24 protein-coding genes and 2 tRNA genes are annotated in these 21227 nt (G+C 43.2%); 15 read left to right on the top strand and 11 right to left on the bottom strand.

The window, feature by feature from the left end; genetic code table 11:
- Positions 1-19: 19 nt before the first annotated feature.
- The gene (gene copI, locus AB4307_RS02820; RefSeq protein WP_372131035.1) at positions 20-589 is read left to right on the top strand and encodes a copper-resistant cuproprotein CopI; all 570 of its coding nucleotides are present in this window, start codon (positions 20-22) and stop codon (positions 587-589) included.
- 126 nt (positions 590-715) lie between these two features.
- On the opposite strand, the gene AB4307_RS02815 is transcribed toward copI, so the two are convergent.
- The 3 genes from AB4307_RS02815 to AB4307_RS02805 form a co-directional block, all read right to left on the bottom strand.
- Complete coding sequence (locus AB4307_RS02815) at positions 716-973, bottom strand: hypothetical protein (RefSeq protein ID WP_017085576.1); 258 nt, start codon at positions 971-973, stop codon at positions 716-718.
- A gap of 324 nt (positions 974-1297) precedes the next feature.
- A tRNA-Gly gene (locus AB4307_RS02810) sits at positions 1298-1372 on the bottom strand.
- Between the two features lie 38 nt (positions 1373-1410).
- Positions 1411-1485: transfer RNA gene (locus tag AB4307_RS02805), tRNA-Gly, on the bottom strand.
- 523 nt (positions 1486-2008) lie between these two features.
- Between AB4307_RS02805 and AB4307_RS02800 the strand changes: the two genes are divergently transcribed.
- From AB4307_RS02800 to AB4307_RS02775, 6 genes are all read left to right on the top strand, one after another.
- A complete protein-coding gene (locus AB4307_RS02800; protein WP_136974749.1) occupies positions 2009-3172 on the top strand; it encodes a threonine/serine exporter family protein in 1164 nt (387 codons plus the stop codon).
- A gap of 178 nt (positions 3173-3350) precedes the next feature.
- Positions 3351-3689, top strand: coding sequence for a zinc ribbon domain-containing protein YjdM (locus AB4307_RS02795; protein ID WP_004731484.1), 339 nt, complete (start codon positions 3351-3353; stop codon positions 3687-3689).
- Positions 3690-3788: 99 nt separating this feature from the next.
- On the top strand, positions 3789-4211 hold the full coding sequence (locus AB4307_RS02790; RefSeq protein ID WP_372131033.1) for an N-acetyltransferase: 423 nt from the start codon (positions 3789-3791) through the stop codon (positions 4209-4211).
- A gap of 46 nt (positions 4212-4257) precedes the next feature.
- Positions 4258-4710, top strand: a complete 453-nt coding sequence (locus tag AB4307_RS02785) for a GNAT family N-acetyltransferase (RefSeq protein WP_229647860.1) — start codon at positions 4258-4260, stop codon at positions 4708-4710.
- 140 nt (positions 4711-4850) lie between these two features.
- The gene (locus AB4307_RS02780; protein ID WP_372131031.1) at positions 4851-6212 is read left to right on the top strand and encodes a DUF1800 domain-containing protein; all 1362 of its coding nucleotides are present in this window, start codon (positions 4851-4853) and stop codon (positions 6210-6212) included.
- A gap of 8 nt (positions 6213-6220) precedes the next feature.
- Positions 6221-7408 carry a DUF1501 domain-containing protein gene (locus tag AB4307_RS02775; protein ID WP_102333476.1) on the top strand — a complete coding sequence of 396 codons (1188 nt, stop codon included), beginning with the start codon at positions 6221-6223 and terminating at the stop codon, positions 7406-7408.
- Positions 7409-7476: 68 nt separating this feature from the next.
- Here the strand turns inward: AB4307_RS02775 and AB4307_RS02770 are convergent, their stop codons facing one another.
- Positions 7477-8088, bottom strand: a complete 612-nt coding sequence (locus AB4307_RS02770) for a LysE family translocator (RefSeq protein WP_102428566.1) — start codon at positions 8086-8088, stop codon at positions 7477-7479.
- Positions 8089-8190: 102 nt separating this feature from the next.
- On the opposite strand from AB4307_RS02770, the gene AB4307_RS02765 reads away from it, so the two are divergent.
- On the top strand, positions 8191-9072 hold the full coding sequence (locus tag AB4307_RS02765) for a LysR family transcriptional regulator (RefSeq protein WP_017064462.1): 882 nt from the start codon (positions 8191-8193) through the stop codon (positions 9070-9072).
- A gap of 63 nt (positions 9073-9135) precedes the next feature.
- Here AB4307_RS02765 and AB4307_RS02760 read toward each other — a convergent pair whose 3' ends face one another.
- The 6 genes from AB4307_RS02760 to AB4307_RS02735 all read right to left on the bottom strand — a co-directional run bounded on the left by AB4307_RS02760 (position 9136) and on the right by AB4307_RS02735 (position 15066).
- Entirely contained in the window at positions 9136-10080 is a 945-nt protein-coding gene (locus AB4307_RS02760) for an ADP-ribosylglycohydrolase family protein (RefSeq protein WP_372131029.1), read from the bottom strand.
- 191 nt (positions 10081-10271) lie between these two features.
- Entirely contained in the window at positions 10272-11198 is a 927-nt protein-coding gene (locus tag AB4307_RS02755) for an amino acid ABC transporter permease (protein WP_372131027.1), read from the bottom strand.
- A 128-nt stretch (positions 11199-11326) separates the two neighbouring features.
- A complete protein-coding gene (locus tag AB4307_RS02750) occupies positions 11327-12136 on the bottom strand; it encodes a transporter substrate-binding domain-containing protein (RefSeq protein ID WP_017067595.1) in 810 nt (269 codons plus the stop codon).
- Positions 12137-12148: 12 nt separating this feature from the next.
- A complete protein-coding gene (locus tag AB4307_RS02745; RefSeq protein WP_372131025.1) occupies positions 12149-12946 on the bottom strand; it encodes an amino acid ABC transporter permease in 798 nt (265 codons plus the stop codon).
- Entirely contained in the window at positions 12946-13692 is a 747-nt protein-coding gene (locus AB4307_RS02740; protein ID WP_372131023.1) for an amino acid ABC transporter ATP-binding protein, read from the bottom strand. Before AB4307_RS02740 ends, AB4307_RS02745 begins: the two co-directional genes overlap by 1 nt.
- A 225-nt stretch (positions 13693-13917) precedes the next feature.
- On the bottom strand, positions 13918-15066 hold the full coding sequence (locus tag AB4307_RS02735; protein ID WP_372131021.1) for an iron-containing alcohol dehydrogenase: 1149 nt from the start codon (positions 15064-15066) through the stop codon (positions 13918-13920).
- A 193-nt stretch (positions 15067-15259) separates the two neighbouring features.
- On the opposite strand from AB4307_RS02735, the gene AB4307_RS02730 reads away from it, so the two are divergent.
- The 6 genes from AB4307_RS02730 to AB4307_RS02705 all read left to right on the top strand — a co-directional run bounded on the left by AB4307_RS02730 (position 15260) and on the right by AB4307_RS02705 (position 19946).
- Complete coding sequence (locus AB4307_RS02730; protein ID WP_017062661.1) at positions 15260-16144, top strand: AraC family transcriptional regulator; 885 nt, start codon at positions 15260-15262, stop codon at positions 16142-16144.
- A 569-nt stretch (positions 16145-16713) separates the two neighbouring features.
- A complete protein-coding gene (locus AB4307_RS02725) occupies positions 16714-17961 on the top strand; it encodes a RidA family protein (RefSeq protein WP_372131019.1) in 1248 nt (415 codons plus the stop codon).
- 213 nt (positions 17962-18174) lie between these two features.
- Positions 18175-18531 carry a hypothetical protein gene (locus tag AB4307_RS02720; RefSeq protein ID WP_017062659.1) on the top strand — a complete coding sequence of 119 codons (357 nt, stop codon included), beginning with the start codon at positions 18175-18177 and terminating at the stop codon, positions 18529-18531.
- Positions 18532-18625: 94 nt separating this feature from the next.
- The gene (locus tag AB4307_RS02715; protein WP_017062658.1) at positions 18626-18775 is read left to right on the top strand and encodes a hypothetical protein; all 150 of its coding nucleotides are present in this window, start codon (positions 18626-18628) and stop codon (positions 18773-18775) included.
- A gap of 118 nt (positions 18776-18893) precedes the next feature.
- A complete protein-coding gene (locus AB4307_RS02710) occupies positions 18894-19358 on the top strand; it encodes an acyltransferase (RefSeq protein WP_017062657.1) in 465 nt (154 codons plus the stop codon).
- A 69-nt stretch (positions 19359-19427) separates the two neighbouring features.
- Positions 19428-19946, top strand: coding sequence for a GNAT family N-acetyltransferase (locus AB4307_RS02705; RefSeq protein ID WP_372131017.1), 519 nt, complete (start codon positions 19428-19430; stop codon positions 19944-19946).
- A gap of 116 nt (positions 19947-20062) precedes the next feature.
- Here the strand turns inward: AB4307_RS02705 and AB4307_RS02700 are convergent, their stop codons facing one another.
- Entirely contained in the window at positions 20063-20509 is a 447-nt protein-coding gene (locus tag AB4307_RS02700; protein WP_372131015.1) for a DUF417 family protein, read from the bottom strand.
- A 281-nt stretch (positions 20510-20790) separates the two neighbouring features.
- Between AB4307_RS02700 and AB4307_RS02695 the strand changes: the two genes are divergently transcribed.
- Positions 20791-21153, top strand: coding sequence for a RidA family protein (locus AB4307_RS02695; protein ID WP_372131013.1), 363 nt, complete (start codon positions 20791-20793; stop codon positions 21151-21153).
- The last annotated feature ends 74 nt before the right edge of the window (positions 21154-21227 follow it).

Raw genomic sequence — 21227 nt, 5'->3', positions numbered from 1 at the left:
ATATATTTAAGGAACGACCATGAAAAAGACACTAATTACTATCGCTTTAACAATCACCGCTTCAACAGCATTTGCTGCAATGGATCATTCAGCTGGTGGCCATTCGAATATGGACCACTCGATGATGAAGAGTGGAGAGATGGATCATTCAAAAATGGATCACAGCATGATGAAGGATGGAAAGATGGACCATTCGATGATGAATATGGAAGGCATGTCTGAAGTGGGTATGCCTGCGACAGGCGCAAAGCCGGATAAAGTGGTTCATGTTCTGTTAAGTGACGATATGAAAATCACATTTAAGAACAAGGTTGATATTGAGCCAAACGACGTGGTGCAGTTTGTTGTGATGAATACGGGCAAGATTGATCACGAATTTTCGATTGGTTCTGCTTCAGAGCAGCTAGAGCACCGTGAAATGATGAAAAACATGGGTAATCACGCTCATGACTCGGGCAGCACAGTTACAGTTAAGCCGGGTAAAGCGAAGCAATTGCTGTGGCATTTCCATGGTAATAATAACGTAGAGTTAGCGTGCAATATCCCTGGTCACGCTGAAGCGGGTATGGTGAAGTCGTTAACGCTTTAGACGTTAATCAATAGCGCTTTGTTGAATTAGAAATTCAATGAGGGCTAGAAAATTAAAGATAAGTCTTAACTTATACCTAAAGCGCTTTGCTGTGAGGGATTCGCTGAGGCTTATCTTTATTTATAGTCACTGTAGCAAGATAGAAGTTTCAAGCAGATGGTGTGCTTCGCCGCTCAGATGCGGTAGCTCTGCCATGATCTTTTTAAACTTGTCATCGATTGATTCTGCTTCATTCAGCGATCGAAAAGCCAGTACAGCCTGTTCAGGCTCGCTGTTCACATAACCTTTCAATGTATCTAGCTGAATTTTATTGGCATTTTCAACTTTTGTTAGCGCGACATTAATTGCTTCGATGTTTATTGTTAACTCATTGCTTTTAAACATTTTTTATTATTTATGGGTTGTTGCTAATGCGCGCACATTAACACAACTTATTTTTCGGATATTGACCAAGATTATTAAATTGGAACAATTTTGAAAATCATTGAAAGTTGATCTGTAATGTGTAGTGGGCAAGGTGTCAGAAATACGAAGCGATTTAAGGAGTTAATAGCTCTGGTTAGTCAATTAGCGTTGATTCGTCAATCCAAGCTTAAACAAAATAAGTTTAATCAGTATAGATTTAATGACTATGGATTTAGCAAACGGCGAAAATTTTTGAATAGGGTATCGCTGGAAGAAAGTGCGTAATGGAGCTTAAGGAGAAGTTGGAGCGTGCAGCGGGAATCGAACCCGCATCATCAGCTTGGAAGGCTGAGGTAATAGCCATTATACGATGCACGCACACTGTCTTATGAGTAAGACTGAGGCATCAAGAAGACTGGAGCGTACAGCGGGAATCGAACCCGCATCATCAGCTTGGAAGGCTGAGGTAATAGCCATTATACGATGTACGCACATCGTCTTAACGAGAGTGATAATGCCACATCTAACTGAAAACGAAACCTTTTTCTTTCATTTTTATTCTAAGTGCTCGCATAACCACCACACCGCTAGTTTTTCAATCATGTTCGGCGTTTTCAGAGTGAATAAAATGTGACTAAACTCTCGTTAAACGGAGGGCGAGAAACAATGGAAAATCCCCCGCTATTTCTGTGACAAATTCGGTTTGATTTATAAACCAGTTTGTTGGTGTTAGCTTGTCATAAAACCCATACAAATTAAGGAATTTGGAGTGTTAACATAAACTGATTTTTAATCGTGTTTTGGCGTCCATTAATAACAATCTGAATGCATAAATTTAACTTATTAGTCGGTCAAAACATTCAGTAAACTAATCCCAAATGAGTAGAGTTATAGAGACTTCTAAGCCTTTGCAGAAAAAAGTAACGAGTTCAGTTGATAATTCACGCAAAAGTCTCGTCATTCCGTCTGTCGTTTGGTACATTTGCCGCACATTTTGTCTCCCCTAAAATACCCATGCCTTCTCAGTTCCGAATTAACAAAATTGTTGAAATTGGTGATACTCTTCACCGCAGTGGTTGCGCTCCGTATAAGCTTGAAAAATATACACAATATTATGCTAAAAAGCATGGTGTGGATGTGATGATCCAAGCAACGCCAACCGCGATTAATTATCAGTTTCCAGACGATAACAACGCTGTGATTCTAAAGCGTCTAAAGCCTGCGTCGATTAATCTGAGTTTGTTGGCCAATACGATCATTCGTATTAACCAACCGAGTAGTGAGCCTGTACCAGAGCCTGTCGGTTACTCTAAATTCGTGACGGCACTTGCCAATATGGGTATTCCGCCTGCGTATTTGATGCTGGTGGGCAGCACGTTGGAAGCTGTGGGCTTTTCTGCCTTATTGGGTTTGATTGTTTGGGTATGTCAGCAAGTTCTTCATTCACGTCGCGCAATCGCGGTTGAGTTCATCTCGGCACTGTTAACGGGTATTTTCGTGGCATTTCTGGCGAGTACAGGGTTGCCGATTCCGGTGTGGGCGTTGTGTATCGCCTCGATTGTCCTGTTTGTCCCCGGGTTATCCATAGCCAACGCATTAGAATGTTTGGCGTTTAATGATCTAGTCTCTGGTACCAGCTTGTTAGGGCAGAGCGCCTTAACCCTGATTAAGCTGTTTGTCGGGATTATCATGGGGCTCAACATCGGTGAAGCGATATGGGGACAAGCGGTTTCCATCGACTATACCAATGCGGTACCAATGTGGATGCACATATCTGGCTTGGTGCTGATCTCTGTGTCTATCGGTGTGATGTTCAATGCTCGCCCTAAAGACATCTTACTTGGTTTGCCAGTTGCCGTTCTCGGTATGTGGGGCCCATTCTATCTAGGTTTTGATAGTGGTTGGGTTGTCGGTACTTGGGTTACGACGGTTCTTATTACTTTGTACGGAACTTGGATTGCTAAAAAGATGGAGCTCACGGGCTCTATTTATATCGTGCAAGGGATCATCATCTTGGTTCCGGGTAGCCGAGTATTAGTGAGTGCCAGCCAATCGGTGTTTGAACAATCGATTCTGCCTATCCCGAGTATTGGTTTGTCGGCGTTATTCATGTTCTCTGCAATCGTGGCAGGGCAAATCACCGCTTACTCGATTTACTCACCAAAAGTCGAACGTTAAGCCGTTCCGCTTTTCAAACCTTTAAACAAACACAGCTTAGCGGCTGTGTTTGTTCGTTTTAGGTACTGCTCTTTTTTAAGACAATTAGCTCTCCGTAAAACTTGTTAGATTTATGCTCGCTAAGCCTGACAAGAGCCATTAAAATGGAACAAATTCTATTTAAATTAAGTATTAACGTATGTCTCTACCTCCTTGCCCGCAATGCCAATCTGAATATGTTTACCCAGACCAAAACAACCTAATCTGCCCTGAGTGCGCCTACGAATGGAACCCAGAAGAAGAGCGTTTAGAAAGAGAAGCCGCGCGTGTTAAGGACGTGAATGGCGTTGTATTGGAAAGTGGCGATAAAGTTACCTTCATTAAAGATCTAAAAATTAAAGGCAGTTCTAGCGTATTGAAAATTGGTACTAAAGCTGTGATTCGACGCATCAATGAAGGCAAAGATCACCAACTAGATTGCAAGCTGGATGGTGGCGGTGAAATGCTGGTTACGGCGAAGTACGTTAAGAAGCAGTAACCATTGTTTCAAATAATTGTCGTAAATCTTCAATAAGTTTAAGTCGCTTCTCGACATACTGATTCGCATATTAAAACGCAATAATTTTAGAGAATTAAGATGATTAGAGAGTACAACCCAGCTGATATTGAGGTCGTTTTAGATATTTGGTTAACCGCCTCGATCAAGGCGCATGACTTTGTGGCTCCTGAGTTCTGGGAGTCTCAAGTAGGTAATATGCGCGACATATACATTCCTGCATCAATAACTTACGTGTATCAAGTAGACGGTGAGGTTTGTGGCTTTTATTCGCTTTATGAAGGTATCTTAGCGGCGATATTTGTGAGCCCACAGCATCAAGGCTGTGGTGTTGGTAAGCAATTTATCCAACACGCGAAGCTTGAATGCCCGAATCTGTCTTTGAATGTGTATAAAGAGAACCAAGCGACCATTGAGTTCTACTTGTCTCAAGGTTTCTCTATTGTGAGCGAACAAACTGATGAGCACACAGGACATCAAGAATACACCATGCACTTATCTTAAGCTTGATAACTAAACCCGGTAGAAAAGTAACAGGAATCAACATCATATGGACATGGTTAAAGCTGCTCTTTCGCATTCAACAAGAGCTGCTCAGTCATCAGATTATGAATTTCTGTTCGAGCTAAAAAAGGCGGCTGAATATGAGCCAATCAAGGCTGTTTTTGGCTGGGATGACCAAATTCAACGAGACATACACGCCGAAGAGTGGGCAGAGGAAAGGCCTGAAATCATTGAGTATCAGGGCAAAGCGATTGGCAGTGTGTTGCTGCAAGATAAAGGTGACCACTTCTACTTTTGCCGATTTTTCTTGCTGCCTGAATATCATGGTAAGGGTATTGGAAGCCAAGTTTTGACTGATTGTTTAGCTCACGCAGACAAGCTCAGTAAGCCAGTAGAGCTGTGTTATTTGCAAGGTAATCGAGTTGGGGAGTTGTATCTCCGATTTGGTTTTGAAATCACCTCGCAAAACGATCAGTTTGTGTATATGTGGCGCAAGTAGATATACATTTAAAATGATCACACCATGTCTGTAACTTGATAGGCACCTGACACCCATCTAACGTAAAACCTTGTAAAGCTCCCTATGCTTGATGACTAAGCGATTACACTTAGAAAAGATCGAGCGTAAGGGAGTGTGCAATGAATTATTACCCGACTTCAAAAATCGTGGGTGAACAAAGGTTTGGCTTTGGGCCAAAACTAGGTCAAACAACCTATTATTCTCCTGTAGAACAGTTGGATAAAAAGCCATTCGTTCACCAAGCTATACAAGACTTACCGAGTACTGAATCTACTATGATTAAAGTAGGAGAGAATCGTGTACAACGAATGAAGGCCAAGGGTGACGAACAACAGATGCAAGCCACGAAGAAAGAAGCGCAGTCTTTTCTTCGAACGCAGTATCGACAACAAGCTCAAGCTCGCCACCTACAAAGTGTTGAAACTCCTTATGGTTTTCAAGAGCGCATCATTCAGTTTTGGAGCAATCACTTCGCCATCTCGGTCGATAATCGAAAACTGATGCCCTTGGCCGCCAGCATTGAAAACGATGTGGTTCGCCAGCATTGGAATGGTAACTTTGGCGAGATGCTGATGGCTTCTTCTAAACATCCTGCGATGCTTCTGTATCTCGATAATCAACTCTCGATTGGTCCCAATTCAAAAGTCGGAAAGCGCCGTAATAAGGGGCTCAATGAGAACCTCTCTCGTGAGATCTTAGAACTCCACACTCTTGGCGTTGACGGTTCTTATACTCAGCAAGATGTTATTGCTTTAGCAAAAGGCATTTCAGGCTGGGGCATTAAATTCAAATCTCCTGATGCTGGTTTTCGATTCGCTAATAATCTGCATGAGCCAGGAAGTATCACACTGCTTGGAAAGTCCTATTCTCAATCCGGGGTCTCGCAAGGAGAGTCGTGTTTAAAAACCTTAGCGACCCACAAAGACACTGCTGCGCACTTGGTTGATAAGCTTTGCCAGCATTTCATTGGCGACATATCTAAAGAACTCTCAGAGCAAATGGTTGCTGAATATCTGAAAGGCGAGGGAGATTTACTGCCTATCTATCGCTTGTTATTGAACAGCGCTGAGGCGAGTAAACCTAACCCTAATCGTTTTAGACCGCCGAAGGAGTGGCTGTTTGCCGTTCTTCGTAGTGCCGATATTTCTTTAAACGAGAAACAGGCATTCAATGCACTCAACAATTTAGGGCAGCCTCCTTTTAAACCGGGTTCACCTGCTGGCTGGTCGGATCAAGACAGAGACTACAATAGCCCTTCGGCGTTGACTCAACGTATGCAAGTTGCGAATAGGCTTGCGTCTGCTGCAATAAAATCGGCTAAAGCGTCAGGAGTTAAGCCGAAAGCGGTAGTGGATAAAGTGATCGCGGGTTTATATGGCGATGCTATTGATGAACACACCCAAATTGTATTGAACAAAGCCGACAGCGCTGCAATGCAACTTTCCCTGTTGTGGCTAAGTCCGCAGTTTCAATATCGTTAGGAGTGGGTATGAAAAAGTCAGATTGTTCTCAGAATAAAGCGCCACATAGTATTAACCGCCGCCAGTTCATGGGTATTGCGGCGGCTGTTGGCGTCAGTGCGATGCTGCCATTTCCAAGCTTTGCCAAAACAGGTTCAGACAATATCTTCATTTGGGTATCACTGCGTGGCGCGATGGATGGTTTAAATGTTGTAGTGCCGCATGCCGATCCGGATTACTCTAATTTGAGACCCAACATCGGATTAAAACCTGAACAGCTAGTGAAGTTGGATGATTTCTTTGGGCTTCACCCATCCCTAAAGCAATGCCATCAATGGTATGAGAGTAACGAACTCAGCTTTGTACACGCTTGTTCAACCGCTTATCGCGAGCGCTCACATTTTGATGGACAGAAGATATTGGAGAATGGCACTTCCGACCCGTTTAACACCGTAGGGTGGATTAACCGTTTACTCACGTTGAGCTCAGAAAAATACGATGGAATAGCGATTGATTCGGGCTTACCACTCATCATGCAGGGCGAATCGACCGTTGCAAGTTGGTACCCAAACCGCTTAAAAACACGTGATAAACAAACGGAACTGCTGGAAGAGTTGTTTCAAAGTGACCAAATGCTGTCTTCAAACTTTGAAAGTGTCATGAAGATAGATCAACTGGTAGGCGACCAAGGTGTCGGCAAACAGTTTAAATCATTGATGGGTAAAACAGGCGACATATTGTCGGCTGATAACGGACCAAACATCGCAGCGTTAGAACTCGGTGGGTGGGACACTCACGCCAATCAAGGCAACGTAAATGGACGGTTGAGTAATCAGCTTAAAACTTTGGATGTTGGGTTAGCGGCTCTCAAAGCTTCACTAGGTGATCGTTGGCAGAAGACAGTGATCATCGCGGCCAGTGAATTTGGTCGAACAGCAAAAGAAAACGGCACCAAAGGCACCGACCATGGCACTGGCAACGTCATGTTTGTTGCGGGTGGTGCGCTGCCATCGTTGAAAGGAGCGGGTGGTAAGGTTATTACCAATTGGCCGGGCTTGAGCCAAAGCCAGCTATATGAAGGCCGAGACCTTAGTCCAACGACTGATATGCGTTCGGTTATCAAGGGTGTGCTCAACCGACATTTATCGATAGAAGTGAAACAACTCAACGCTATCTTCCCTGATAGTGCCGATATTAGACCGATGAATCTTGTTTAGAGTTTTACCAAGACCCAGTTAGATGCGATTCAGTCGTTTGAATCGCTCTCTATTTGTGACTCGCTTGTTTACGATTTAATCGCCAACAGTGCTCCGAACGTCACTAAGCCAAATCCACATGCTTGATTAAGCCTTTTCTTTGCTCTCAATAGATGCTTTTGCAATGTATTCGAAGTAAACAGCATAGCGACAACGCCAAACCATAAACCGTGAAGAACGATCATGTAAAGCCCATAGCCGAGCGCGACATGCTGGTTTTCTGCATCAGGTGAGATGACTTGGCTGAAGATGCTCAAAAAGAACAACATGGTTTTTGGGTTGAGCACGTTACATAAGAAGCCTTGGGCTAAATAGCGCCAAACACTGGTGCTTTGCTTTGCATCTTCCATCGGTGCAAGCTTGTTGTCCGCACTCAAGATACCTTTTAGCCCTAGATAAATAAGGTAGGTTGCACCTGCGTATCTAATCATGTCAAACAGCTGCTCATTCTGTGAGATTAAGTAACTGATCCCAAGCATTGAATAACTGATGTGAGCACAAATCGCTAAACTCACACCGATTGCAGTCCAAATCCCTGCTTGTCTTCCTTGGTTGACACTGTTTTTCAAAACTAAAACGAAATCAGCGCCTGGGCTGATAACAATCAATAGTCCCAATACTGCTAGGATTAACCACTCCATAATGACTCCAACTCTTTATATTTGATGAGCCAGCATTGTATGGTTTTTTATTGCTGCCTATAATCGAAATGAATTCCACCTATCTGTGAGAAAAAATCACACATGAGACATTTGAAAGCATTTCATATTTTCCACGTAGCAGCGCATTCGAGTAGTTACAGTGAAGCGGCGGATAAACTCAATATCACACATGGCGCGGTGAGTAAGCAGATCAAGGTATTGGAAAATCACTTATCCCAAGTTTTGTTCTACAAACAGGGCAGGAATGTGTGTCTCACCAAAGAAGGGGAATTACTCAAAGGTTACACAGAGCAAGCGTTCCAAGCCTTGGAGACTGGAGTCCATAAGCTTAATCAGCTGAATCATCAAGCGTTGGAAGTTTCATGCGAACCCACATTGACCATGCGTTGGTTAATGCCTCGACTCGGTGATTTCTATAACGAATCCGGAATTGATGTTCGATTGTCGACTGCTGGTGGGCCTGTGAACTTGAATGCGACAGGGCTCGATATGGCGATTCGCCGAGATGACTTTAAATTAACCGAGCGTTACGAACAGATACCGCTAGTTGAAGAGTGGGTAGGCCCTGTGTGTTCCCCGGGTTATTGGCAGCAGGTAAAAGATAACTTAGATGATGTGAAATTACTGCACAGCAGTACACGGCCAGATGCTTGGAGTCATTGGGGTGCTATCACTATAGATAAAGTTAATGGTGGAGAGTGGTCAAAAGCTCGAGCGAACCAAACATTTGCACACTTCTACTTTTGCTTTCAGGCGGCTGTCGATGGGTTAGGCATAGCGCTTGGGTCTTATCCACTTGTCGCCGACGATCTTGAAAGAGGTAACTTGATCGCGCCGTTTGGCTTCGTACCTTCTGGTCACCAGTACATATTGCTCACGCAAGATAGCAACCATGAAGAGCCAGAAAGCCCGTTTGTTGTTTGGCTGAAGAATGAGTTATCGCAGTGTGTTCCAACTTTATAGGAACGACATCCGACCTAGAAGTGTGCTTGTCTTATGTCAGGCTCTAGTTCGTTGTTGTGGAAATCACTCAATAGGCAAAGACAGCCCGCCACCATTGAGTTCGACTTGTTTTAGCCATTCGGTTGGAATTTCGCCATCTCCTTCGTAGAAACACGCCGCTAATACCGCGCCAATTACAATCGCACGACCGCAGCTGTCACCACCACATAAGATGTTGTCGCGAATGCCTTGTTGATAACTCTGAGCACCTGCAATAATGCGAATCAGCAAGGGGAACGCGGCACTCAGTTCACAATGCAATCCAAACTTCTTCGCGGCATCTGTAATCGAAAGCTCAGGATCAGCCAGTGCTTCGTCGATTTGATCGTGTATGAACTTGCTACAAGTTTGTCGCACCATTTCTACCGATTGCAGTGGAGAGTTGCCTTGAATTGCCGCTTGAACCAATAAGGTGATGGCTTGTGCCCATTCCACGGCTTTGTCGTTGTTGTTGGTCACTCGTACCGCACTCTCTACCATTGCTGGTAAGGTGTGAGAAGTATAAGTACATGCGATTAATGGAATGATCTTTGAGACTGTGGGGAGCTGCGTATCGTCTGCGCCACAGGCAGTAATCGGGGCGTCCTCTAGTTCTAATTGATGGATGTTCAGCAAGCTCATGCGCGTCGCTTTATCAATGTAGCCTTGCCAACTACCACCGAAATCAAACCATTTTCGGAAATGTTGAATATAGCTCGCTTCATCGTATTTTTGGTTGTCGACTAAACTATCGACCATCGCCAATAACTGAGCACCGTATTGCGATTGGTCGCCAGCGGTTTTTCCTTGGTGCGCAAAGTAGCCCTTGTCTTGATAATCGAACTGATTCGGTGAGCGAAATTCTGGCTCAAAACCCGCTACGTGTAAGATCCTCTCTTGGTCATACAGCCAGTGCAGCCCCATTGAAGCGGCGTCTCCAACCAATGCGCCAACAACGGCGTAAAAAGCTCTTTCTTTATGATTGTCCATGTTGAGTGATGTCCTTGAGAAGAATCAACGTAGTTCGATACTTTAAGTATAGTGATTAGGCGAGCATTTTGCTGTGTTTCTGAGAAGAAATATGAAGGGATAAGTCCTTATTGGTCAATAGCTTAAACCAATCAGGTGAAATTGATAAGGGCGTGAATAGTCTGGTGAATTCGTATTTTTGATTGGTGGTGTTATTGATGGTTGAGATAGGCACTAGAGCGCTGCTCAATCACTTTGAAAAGATGTGAAAGCGCAAAGCACAAAGCAAAATATACGAAGCCAACAATGAGCCAGATCTCAAAGATCAAACCTGAAGAGTTTGCCATTTCAGTACCAACAAACGTCATCTCTTGGATAGAAATCAGAGACACAATCGACGTGTCTTTAACCAAGGAGATTGCTTGGCCAGCCAATGGTGGGGTGATGGCAGTCAATACTTGTGGGCCAACCACAAATCGATACTTAGACAATGCAGATAAGCCAAGCGAATCGGCCGCTTCCCATTGGCCTTTAGGAATACCTTCTAAACCCGCTCGAATCACTTCCGCAATATAAGCTGAAGAGAGCAAACCAATACAAATCACACCAGACGCTAAGTTTTCCCAAAGGTTAGCTGGGCCGAACAGGAAACCTTGAACAGCGTTAATATCGCCGTTGTGTTCACGCAAGATACTTTCTAAACCAAGTAATGGAATCAGTTGGTTTGAAACGAAAAAATAGAATATGAAGACAAACACCAGCGGCGGAATATTTCGAACCAACTGGATAAAAATCAGTGCAGGGGTACGAAAGAAAGTGATTTTAGAGTGCCTTGCAACGCCAAGTAATGTACCAAAAGAGAGTGCTAACACCATACTCCAAACACTCAAGCGCAGTGTCGCGATCAAGCCTTGGAAAAAGTAAGGAATATTGCCTTGAGAAGGCGGAATGAAAATCAGGGTAAACGCATCTTCCCAGCGCCACTGGTAGTTAATACCAACAGCGGAACGATAATAAAGCCAGCCTGCAAACACACAAATGACAGCTAGTAACACGCCATCTAAAAGGTTAAGGCGTTGATACCAAGGCTTCATATGAACGTTGGGCTTAGGTGTTGTTAATGCGCTAGTACTACTCACGTCATTCCTGTTTAAACGATAATAATTGATGTGTTGTGAGAGGTGGCTATGAGGTCATAGCTATCTCGTTGTTTTTAACAAGGCAGCGCAAACAATGCACTGCCTCGATTCACTAGCAAAAGTTCTGATTACTGACCTTGAGCAATCTGGTCTTGCCAATCTAGAGTAGAGAACCAGTACTCGTAACGCTCTTTCAACCAACCGTCTTCAGTACGTGCTTTGATCCACTCGTTGAAGAATTCTGTCTTGTCAGTTTCACCTAGGCGAACTGCAAATGCTTCATTACCTTTTGATAGGCGTTCTTCGAATGGAATAAATAGCGTGTCTGCGTTTTTAATCGCTTCGTGTTCTGGTTTCGGGCTAGACGCGATAACCGCGTGTGCGTTGCCGTTTAATACTTCTTGGAATGCTTGAGCATCGTCATCGAACTGTAGAACTTTCGCTTTAGGGAAGGTTTCACGAGCTACTTGCACTGTGAATGCACCACGACGCGCTGCAATTTTTACACGGCGAGAATCAAAATCAGAGATTTGTGTAAAACCTTCTGCTAGCTCTTTATTCGCTGCCAGTTGAACGCCAGAGTGCGAGTAAGGTTCAGTGAACAATACGCTTTTAGCGCGAGCTTCAGTGATAGACATACCGCCAATGATTACATCAAACTTGTTCGAAAGTAGAGAAGGAATAATGCCATCCCATGCCGTCGGTACGAATTCAACTTTCCAGCCAGAATCTTCAGCAAGACGTTTTGCTACATCGATTTCAAAGCCAACAAGATCGCCTTGTTTGTTACGCATCGCCCAAGGAACAAATGTCGACATACCAACGCGTAGAGAGCCACGTTCGTTTATTTTGTCTAGGTTAGGCGTTTCAGAAGCAAGTGCAGGCAAACTGACGGCAAGCGCAAGTAGGGCTGTAATTGCGGTTTTAAATAGCTTCATGCTGATAAATCCTTATTGTGTTCGCCAGTTAGCTCCGAGCTTATGCTCAAGCCAAGCTGCAAAGGCAGAAAGTGAAAGTGTAAGTGCAAGGTAAATGATCGCCACAGAGAACCAAATCTCAAATGGCATCGCGGTTTCAGAAACTATGTTTCTGGCTTCGGTTGTTAGGTCAAAGATAGCCATGACACTCACAATCGAAGAGTTTTTGATAAGAGAGATCACTTCATTAGTCAAAGGTGGCAAGGTGCGTTGCACCACCTGAGGAAGAATCACATCCCAGTAAGTATAGGTCTTTGATAAACCCAAAGATTGAGCTGCTTCAAATTGTCCTCTCGCAATACCATTTAAACCAGCACGGAAGATTTCGGCGGTGTAAGCACCTTGGAAAAGTGCCAAGGCCAAAACGGCAGTGCTAAAACGATCCAGCCCTAACACGGGGCCAAACACAAAATAGAGCAAATAAATTTGTACTAATAACGGCGTGTTACGAATCAACTCAACATAGCTGGTGGCCAAGGTGCGTCCAACCACAGAATTTGAGTTTCTCAATAGCGCCGTCGTTAAGCCGATGATCAGTGTCGCGACCAAAGAAATCAGAGAGATATTGATGGTAACCAGTAGCCCTTCAACTAACTCTGCAGGCCACCATTCGCCATCTTCATAGAAAGCAATATAGTCCGGCACGCGCTCCCATTGCCAGCTGTATCCCATGGTTTGTGCGCCAGAATCGAGAATCCAGACAACAGCGGCCACTAGTACAACAATTTGTATTAGAGCGGAAAGGGCTGGTTTAATAATTCGAATCAACATCAATAAGTCAGGATCTGATTTAGGAACGCTTGAGTACGTTCATGTTGAGGGTTTTCAAAGAGCGCTTGTGGGGTATTCGATTCCACAATTTGTCCTTCATCCATGAAGATAACGCGGTCGGCCACTTGTTTTGCAAAGCCCATTTCGTGGGTGACACACACCATGGTGATGCCTTCGCTCGCCAGTTCAACCATCACATCGAGTACTTCGTTGATCATCTCCGGATCAAGCGCTGAAGTGGGTTCATCGAACAAGAGTAATTCCGGCTTCATACACAGAGAACGGGCGATAGCCACACGTTGTTGCTGGCCGCCAGAAAGTTGCACTGGGTATTTGTTGGCTTGTTCTGCAATGTGCACACGCTCGAGATAGTGCATTGCTATCTTTTCGGCTTCTTGTTTGCTTTTTTTAAGCGTACGAATTGGAGAAAGAGTAAGGTTCTCAAGCACGGTAAGATGGGGGAATAAATGAAAGTGCTGAAACACCATTCCGACTTGGCCCGGTGTGTTGAACTTACTCGGGAGTACTTGTTCTAGCACGGAAAGTTCGCCACTTTCGAAAGGTTCTAGCTGATTGATACAACGGATCAATGTTGATTTACCCGAACCAGACGGCCCGCAAATCACCACTATCTTTCCTTGTTCAATATTTAAATCGATACCCTTTAGGGCATGAAAATCACCATACCACTTGTTAAGTGACTTAAACTTAACCATTTCCTTGAGATTGTTCAAATCGTTGTTCATACCTAGTAAAGAGACAGGTTTACCTTAACAATATAGAAATATGATTGCACATAAAATTAGGGACTTATGAGAATTTAATAGCATCTTGTAGGGCAAATTAAAAAGCAGCGCTCAAAATGAACGCTGCTTCTGTTGTACGAAAGAAAAAAGTAATGGGTTCAGTCAGATGTGAAAATTCATCGTTGTATGACCACTATCTTTACTTTCTCTCTATTTTCCCGATTCTTAGTGAATCGCAGACTCTAGAATCTCACGTGTTTTCTCTGGCGTGATTGCTTGATTCTCACCAAGTTGTAGGTAGCCGTGTGATTCAAGTTGAGCGACAACATTGTCAATCGCCGTTGCTTTGTTTGTTTCGTAGCCGTCAAACATGGTTGCTACGTCTAGGCTGTGGTAGAACGCTTCGATTGCAGCGATTGTGCGTTCTGCTAAATCAGCACCCGCTTCTAGGCCAAATACGTTACGACCCATTTGCTCTAGCTTGCCACGTTTTGCTTCGATTTGGTTACGAAGTAGTGAAGGTTGAACAATCGCAAGCGAACGTGCGTGGTCTACGTGCCATAGTGCTGTGAATTCGTGGCCAATCATGTGAGTTGCCCAATCTTGAGGAACACCCGTACCAATTAGGCCGTTAAGCGCTTGGTTTGCTGTCCACATTAGGTTTGCACGCCATGCGTCGTTGTCACGCTCGTCGTATTGCTTACCCAGTACAAGTAGGTTCTTAAGCAGTGTTTCCGCGTAACCGTCTTGAACCATCGCGTCTGTTGGCATCGTGATGTATTGCTCACACACGTGTACCCACGCATCAACTAAACCGTTGATCAATTGGCGCTCAGGTAGAGACTTCATTACATCTGGGTCCATAACCGCAAACTTAGGCTGTACTGCAGGGTTAAGGAAAGCAAGCTTCTCTTGAGTCGCTTTACGCGTGATTACCGCACCCATGTTAGATTCAGAACCTGTCGCAGGAAGTGTCAGTACCACACCGATTGGCGTCGCTTCAGTTACTTGGTGTTTGCCCGTTAGGATGTCCCAACCGTCGCCGTCATATTTAGCCGCTGCAGCAACGTACTTAGAGCCGTCGATTACTGAACCACCGCCAACAGCGATAATGAATTCTACGTTTTCTTCTTTAACAAGAGCGACTGCTTTGTCTAGCGTCTCTTTGGTTGGGTTTGCTTCAACGCCAGAGAACTCGATCCAAGAGTGATCTTTCAAAGATTCTACAACTTGGTCGTAAACACCGTTGCTCTTGATTGAACCGCCACCATAGATGACCAGTACTTTCTTCGAAGTATCAACCGCTTGGCTGATAGCGTTGATTTGGCCTTGGCCGAAATGGATAACAGTAGGGTTAACGTAAGTAAATTGCATCAGAGATTCCTTGTGTAAAGCGAAATTTGTTATTTTGGTTTATTGCTCAATTTCTATATTTGCATATTAGTACAGTAATCTAGGTCAATGAAGAGCTGTTCCTCCAAATAAATTGCCTATTTCTACAAACTTGATATTCTTCCTCTGCTTTAGCTTACTTACTCTTAGCACTTGGAATGGAAAGTCGCCACTTATGAAAACACTCGCTCAGTTATTACAGTCTTATGTTGAACACAAAGGTTGGGATGACCTTGAAGGGATCAGAGAAACTGAAATTAGCGGTGTGTGGTTGTATCGAAGCAGTGGCGGGAATCAGCGTCAGCCATTTACTTACCAGTCTGGCATTATCATGCTCGGACAGGGCAAAAAGAACATCTACATTGGTGAAAGGCCAGTGACTTACGCTGCAGGTGATTATCTTGTGGTGGGTGTGCCAATGCCGTTAGAGTGCGAAGCCTTGCCTGTTAATGGTGAACCATTGCTTGGCTTGTCGATAAGCATTGATTCTCAACGTTTACATAGCTTAGTGAAAAAGCTCGAAGACCAAGGCTTCTTAGAAAGTTATTGCAACAAGCACAAACAGAACTCGAGTGGCTTAGAATCGACGCCGATGGAAGAGCAAATGCTAGAGAGCTTTACCCGGTTGGTGAAAACGCTGCATTGCGACATTGAAGCCAATATATTGGGCGATGCGATGGTGACAGAGATTGTCTACCGCGCATTAACCGGTTCAGAAGGGCGTGTGCTGTTTGATTTAGCTCATCATGATGGCCATTACGCACGTGTCGCTAAAGCGCTGTCTAAAGTGCATGAAGAATACGACCAAACCATCACTGTTCAATCGCTGGCTGACGAAGCCAACATGAGCGTGTCTGCCTTCCACTATGCATTCCGTAATGTCACTTTTGAATCACCACTGCAATATTTGAAGAAGGTTAGGCTCAACAAAGCGAAAGAGCTGATTCAACTAGAAGGCCTTCGTATTAGTGATGCTGCACGTCGAGTCGGTTACTCCAGCCCATCTCAATTTAGCCGCGAATTTAAGCGCCACTTCAATACTACTCCAAGAGCGGTTTAGTTCTTCTTTCAACGAAACTATGTGTTGAGAGCTATAATGCCAAAAGCTATGGTGACGATTGCTCATATTTGTTGAATTATATGAGTAAATGTATCTAATCATAGGCATTGTCAGATTGTAGGTATTTGATTCTCGAATATATTATTAACGTACTTATATAAAATAAGCTCTCGAAAATAATTAATTAAATAGCCTAAGAGTTTATGCACAGGTATAGGGGAGAAACTCACTAACTTAGCTATTAACGAAGTTTTAGTGTGAACAACCTATCAAACTGCATCTAAATTTCGTAAATTACTTATCACACTACTTGAGAGAGTATTCAGGATTATTGAATAGTTTAAAAATTAAAGAGAATTTAGCAGTTGATAAAGCCAAATGTGACGGATATTTAGTCGTGTGATGACTAATTATTCTGTAACTTGCTGATTTATAGTCACCTTAGAGTCTGACGGGTATCACGTTTACCCTAAAATAATTCACTTAACATGGCGCTACTTTAATCATTCTTCCAAATACGATTGTTAAATATAAATACGTATACCTATTTTATTAAAAGGATAATACCGATGAGTAGCGATATCATTAAAATTTCAAGAAACACTGAAAACGCACCAATTAATTCTGTATCTACACAAACGGTCGCTTTTTCTCATTATAATAACTTTTCTGCTCAACTTCCGATTGACCCTAAAACGGGTGAAATAGTCATCGGTGATATTAAAGATCAAGCAGCACAATGTTTGAATAATATTAAAGCGATTGTTGAAAGCATCGACCATGTTATGGATGATGTCGTGAAGATTAATGTTTTCGTTAAGAATATTTCTGATATCGATGCTATTGATGAAGTTTACAAAAACTTCTTCCACAACAGCCTTCCAACACGCACTGTCGTGGGTGTCACTGCACTGCCAAGCAGCGATGCGCTGGTTCAAATGGATGCTCTCATTTCTAACGGTGAAGGCACTAAACCACAAGCTCCTTGCGCGCTAATTAAGGTCTCAAGAAATACGGATAACGCACCTCAAAGTGCTGTGTCTACGCAGACTGCAGCCTTTTCTCACTACAACAATCTTTCAGCTCAGTTGCCTATAGATGTAGCCACAGGTGAGTTGGTTGATGGTGGTATCAAAGCGCAAACAGCGCAATGTCTATCAAACATTAAAGCTATTTTAGAAAGCATCGGACACGTCATGAATGATGTGGTTAAAACGACTATCTACCTAAAAAATATCGCAGATGCGGAAGTGGTAAATGAAGTATGTGCTAAATTCTTCCCAAGCTACGTTCCTGCTCGCACCGTTGTTAACGCAACTGAATTACTAATGGGTGCTTTAATTCAAATTGATACATCCGTTTCACATGGCGACGGTACACCGCCGCAATTACCTGAAGACACTCGCTTACTGGTTATTGAAACCAATAATACTGTTTCTGCACCATTCATGCCTTATTCGCATACTGTTGCTTTCTCTCACTACAATCATATTTCAGCCCAATTACCTTTAGATCCGAAAACAAATGAAATTGTTGCTGGTGGTGCAAAAGAACAAGCTGAACAATGTTTAAACAATATTAAGGCGATAATTGAAAGCGTTGACCATAGCATGGACGATACGGTGAAAATTAATATTCAACTTAAGGATATTTCAGATATTGATGTGGTAAACGAAGTCTACACCACATTCTTTAATGCTGAGCTGCCTGCAAGAACGGTAGTCGGGGTTTCAGAAATCCCAATGAATGCTTTAGTACAAATTGATGCTGTCGTTTCTAACTGTGAAGGGACACCTCCACAAGACGTTGTTGCATAAATCAATTGAACCCTTCTCGATAATATCGATCAGATCTCGGTTTAGCTTCCAAATAGGGAGCAAACTCAACAGGCCGAGATCTGATCCGTTCACTTCATTACTCAAGTCCATCGAAGCGACACACCTAAGCTTATCCCGTAAACATGGTATTTATAAGGTTGAAGTGTTTTAATATGAAAAACAGACGCTTAACGTAATAAAGAAAACCAGTTTATGCAATTTCGAGCCATTTTACTGCTATGCCTTACCCTAATAGGGTGTTCGTCCAATCAAGAGTTGGTACCCGACCCAACAACCATCACGCTATTTTATGGTGATACATCCATCGCCGCAGGTGTTTTAGAGGATAAAACATTCAATTCAGTCCTTGCCGATAGGGTTGAAAGCGTTACGTTTTCGGGCTCAATATCAAAGAAAGACTCTGGCTATTTTGTCGATATGTTAGTGATTCGAGAAACAAAAGAGCCACGTTCAACACGACAGCTTAACACCTCGCTTCTAATGAAACCGGGAGAGTTAGTAGATGTTGGCGGCGTGAATAACGATGTGTTCAGGGTAATCCTCGAGTAACAAAAATAAAGTGTTCAATTAATCTGATTTTTTGCTTTACCTCAACCTAACTTCAAGTCTTAAGCTTCTCTTACTGATTAAGAAGGAGCTTATTATGCAAAATAACTACGTAAAAGAACTCGCCGTTAAAACTTATCAAGAAGACCTTCAAAAAGAGTACGTTAGATCTAAAGCTCAGCCATTCCACGCCCCAAGTTTTATCGGTGGGGTGCTGTTGTCAGTTGTGCTGGTAGGACTGTTTTAATTTATGCAGAATTTCTGATCCATTGCCAACTCTCAACATATCTATTTGCTGCACTTTAATGCTTACGGCACAATCTCTTAGGTTGAATTGTGACGCTAATGTCGAGAGGAAGTGAAGTATGGCAAGTCCAAGAGTATTAAAGTCACAGATTACTGATATTACCTGTGGCGAGAATGTCACTATCATCGAGCCAAGTAACGTTTATGGCTGTGAGCTTAAAGATGATGTGTTCGTTGGCCCCTTTGTTGAGATTCAAAAGAACACCGTGATAGGTGCGAGAAGCAAGATTCAATCTCACACCTTTATCTGTGAGTATGTGACCATTGGAAGTGACTGCTTTGTTGGTCACGGAGTCATGTTTGCCAACGACTTATTCAAAGAGGGCAAGCCAGATCCTAATCCTGAAAGTTGGGGGCGTACCTTGATAGCTGACAACGTCACGATCGGTTCTAACGCTACGGTTCTGTCTGTCAGCATTTGCGAAGGTGCAGTAATCGGCGCGGGCAGTGTGGTAACGAAAGACATCACCGAAAAAGGTATCTACGCAGGTAACCCAGCCAAGAAATTGAGAGGTTTACCGTAACCGTATTAATAAGCCGTGGTTCATGAATCATAAGGTGCGGCTTTTTAGGGAAACATTAGAGTATTTGTCATGGATGTATTTTTACACTTACTTCAACCGAGTGACGCAAGTGCGCTCTTGGATTTTGAGGTCGAAAATCGAGAGTGGTTTGAGCAATTTGTTCCAGCTAGGGAAGACCGTTTCTATTCCAATGAGGGTGTGGCCGAGCAAATCACTGACTTTCTGACTGAATATGAAAACGTAGAGATGATCCCTATGTTGATCAAAGATGCCAATGGCACTGTCTGTGGAAGAATCAACATTCGTGGTATTGACTGTAACCGTGAAAGTGGGGAGCTAGGCTATCGAGTAGGTCGTTCCTTTGCTTCAAAAGGCGTTGCGTCTAACGCAGTAAAGCAGTTTCTACTCTATATGGAGGAACAGACCAACCTTAAATATGTTGATGCCTATGCGCTAGTGGGCAATGTCGGTTCCAACAAAATCTTATCCAATACAGGTTTTGAATTGGTCGAGCATGTTGAGAACTACGCGGTGTTCAAAGGAGAACATCAAGATGCTCATTATTATCGTAAGGTGTTAGCTGACTAGGTGACTATCAGTGCCTTTTACATTAGAAGCTGGCAGCGTCCTTCTAGCCAGCTTCGAGCCTTTATTTTCAAGGTTTAAGGTTACTTCTAGGGTTATGGCCACTTCTAGTTATACAGTTACTTCTGAGGTTTATTGCGTTCGATTACGCTAATTGCGATTGCCAAAAACAGGATGTCTTTCACTAGGAAGAAGTTAGTGACTAAGATGCCATCCGATACTTTCCAAGCGTTTGGCGTTGTAATCAGGAAGCTAAGTGTCACAACAAAGATAGCCGATGCAGCAATGCCTGAGTAGAAAGCTACTGTCGGCTTCTTAAATCCAACGATCAATCCAATCGCGACGATGATCTCCGCGCCACCCACCATGTTAGACACAGCTTGTACTGAGAACAGATTGTAAAGCCAGTTCATTGCAGGATGATTCGCGATTAGCGGTTCAATGAGCATCGCTTCAGTTGGCGTAAACTTATAAATTCCAATCCAAGCGAGCACTAATGCTACTCCAACCACTCCAAGGTTATATCCCACATTACTCTGTTTTAAATCATAGGTTTGAACATGCATAAAAGTACTCCATTTAATAAAATCCTTGAATATGACCGCAAGAGTTCAGATTAAATTTCGCATTGAGAATAATAATTAATATATTTATCTAGAGATTTGACACGTGGCGACTTATTGTCTCGATAGGGGCTTAAAGGCTAGTGATGTTGAGAACCAAAGCAATGGGGAAGCGATAGTGCTGTTCAAAAGGTACCGCGAGTTTTCCAATTTTTGTTTTCAATATTCGCGATTTGGATTAGATTACGCTGATGTTCACCCTAATTATAAGAAGAGTATAACCAGTGAAAATTCATAGAATTAACCCGACCAAACGTTGGTCTGATGTAACTGTTTTTAACGGTATTGCAAGCTTTGTGGAAGTGGCAGAGACGGATACAACAGCAGGAATTAAGAGTCAGGTTCAGCAAATCTTCGAACAAGCCGAAGAAATGATGAGTTTGGTAGACAGCGACAAATCTCGCGTATTGTCAGTGACTATTTATCTCACGGATTTCGCTAACTTTGATGTACTCAATGAAGTTTGGGAAGCGTGGTTCCCTGAAGGCTGCGCGCCAAGCCGTGCATGCGTGAAAGCAGAACTTGCTAATCCTGAGCTACTGGTTGAGATGTCGTTTATGGTTGCTGCGGGTGAAAAGTTTCAATAAGCCGAACTATCGATTGAAATAAGCTTCGTAGATAGAAGTAACGAACAGATAAAACAAAGCCACTCAGGTGAATC

It is taken from the genome of Vibrio sp. 10N.261.52.C2 (assembly GCF_041471425.1).
GTDB lineage: Bacteria > Pseudomonadota > Gammaproteobacteria > Enterobacterales > Vibrionaceae > Vibrio > Vibrio crassostreae_C.
This window is presented reverse-complemented; position numbering and strand designations above follow the sequence as displayed.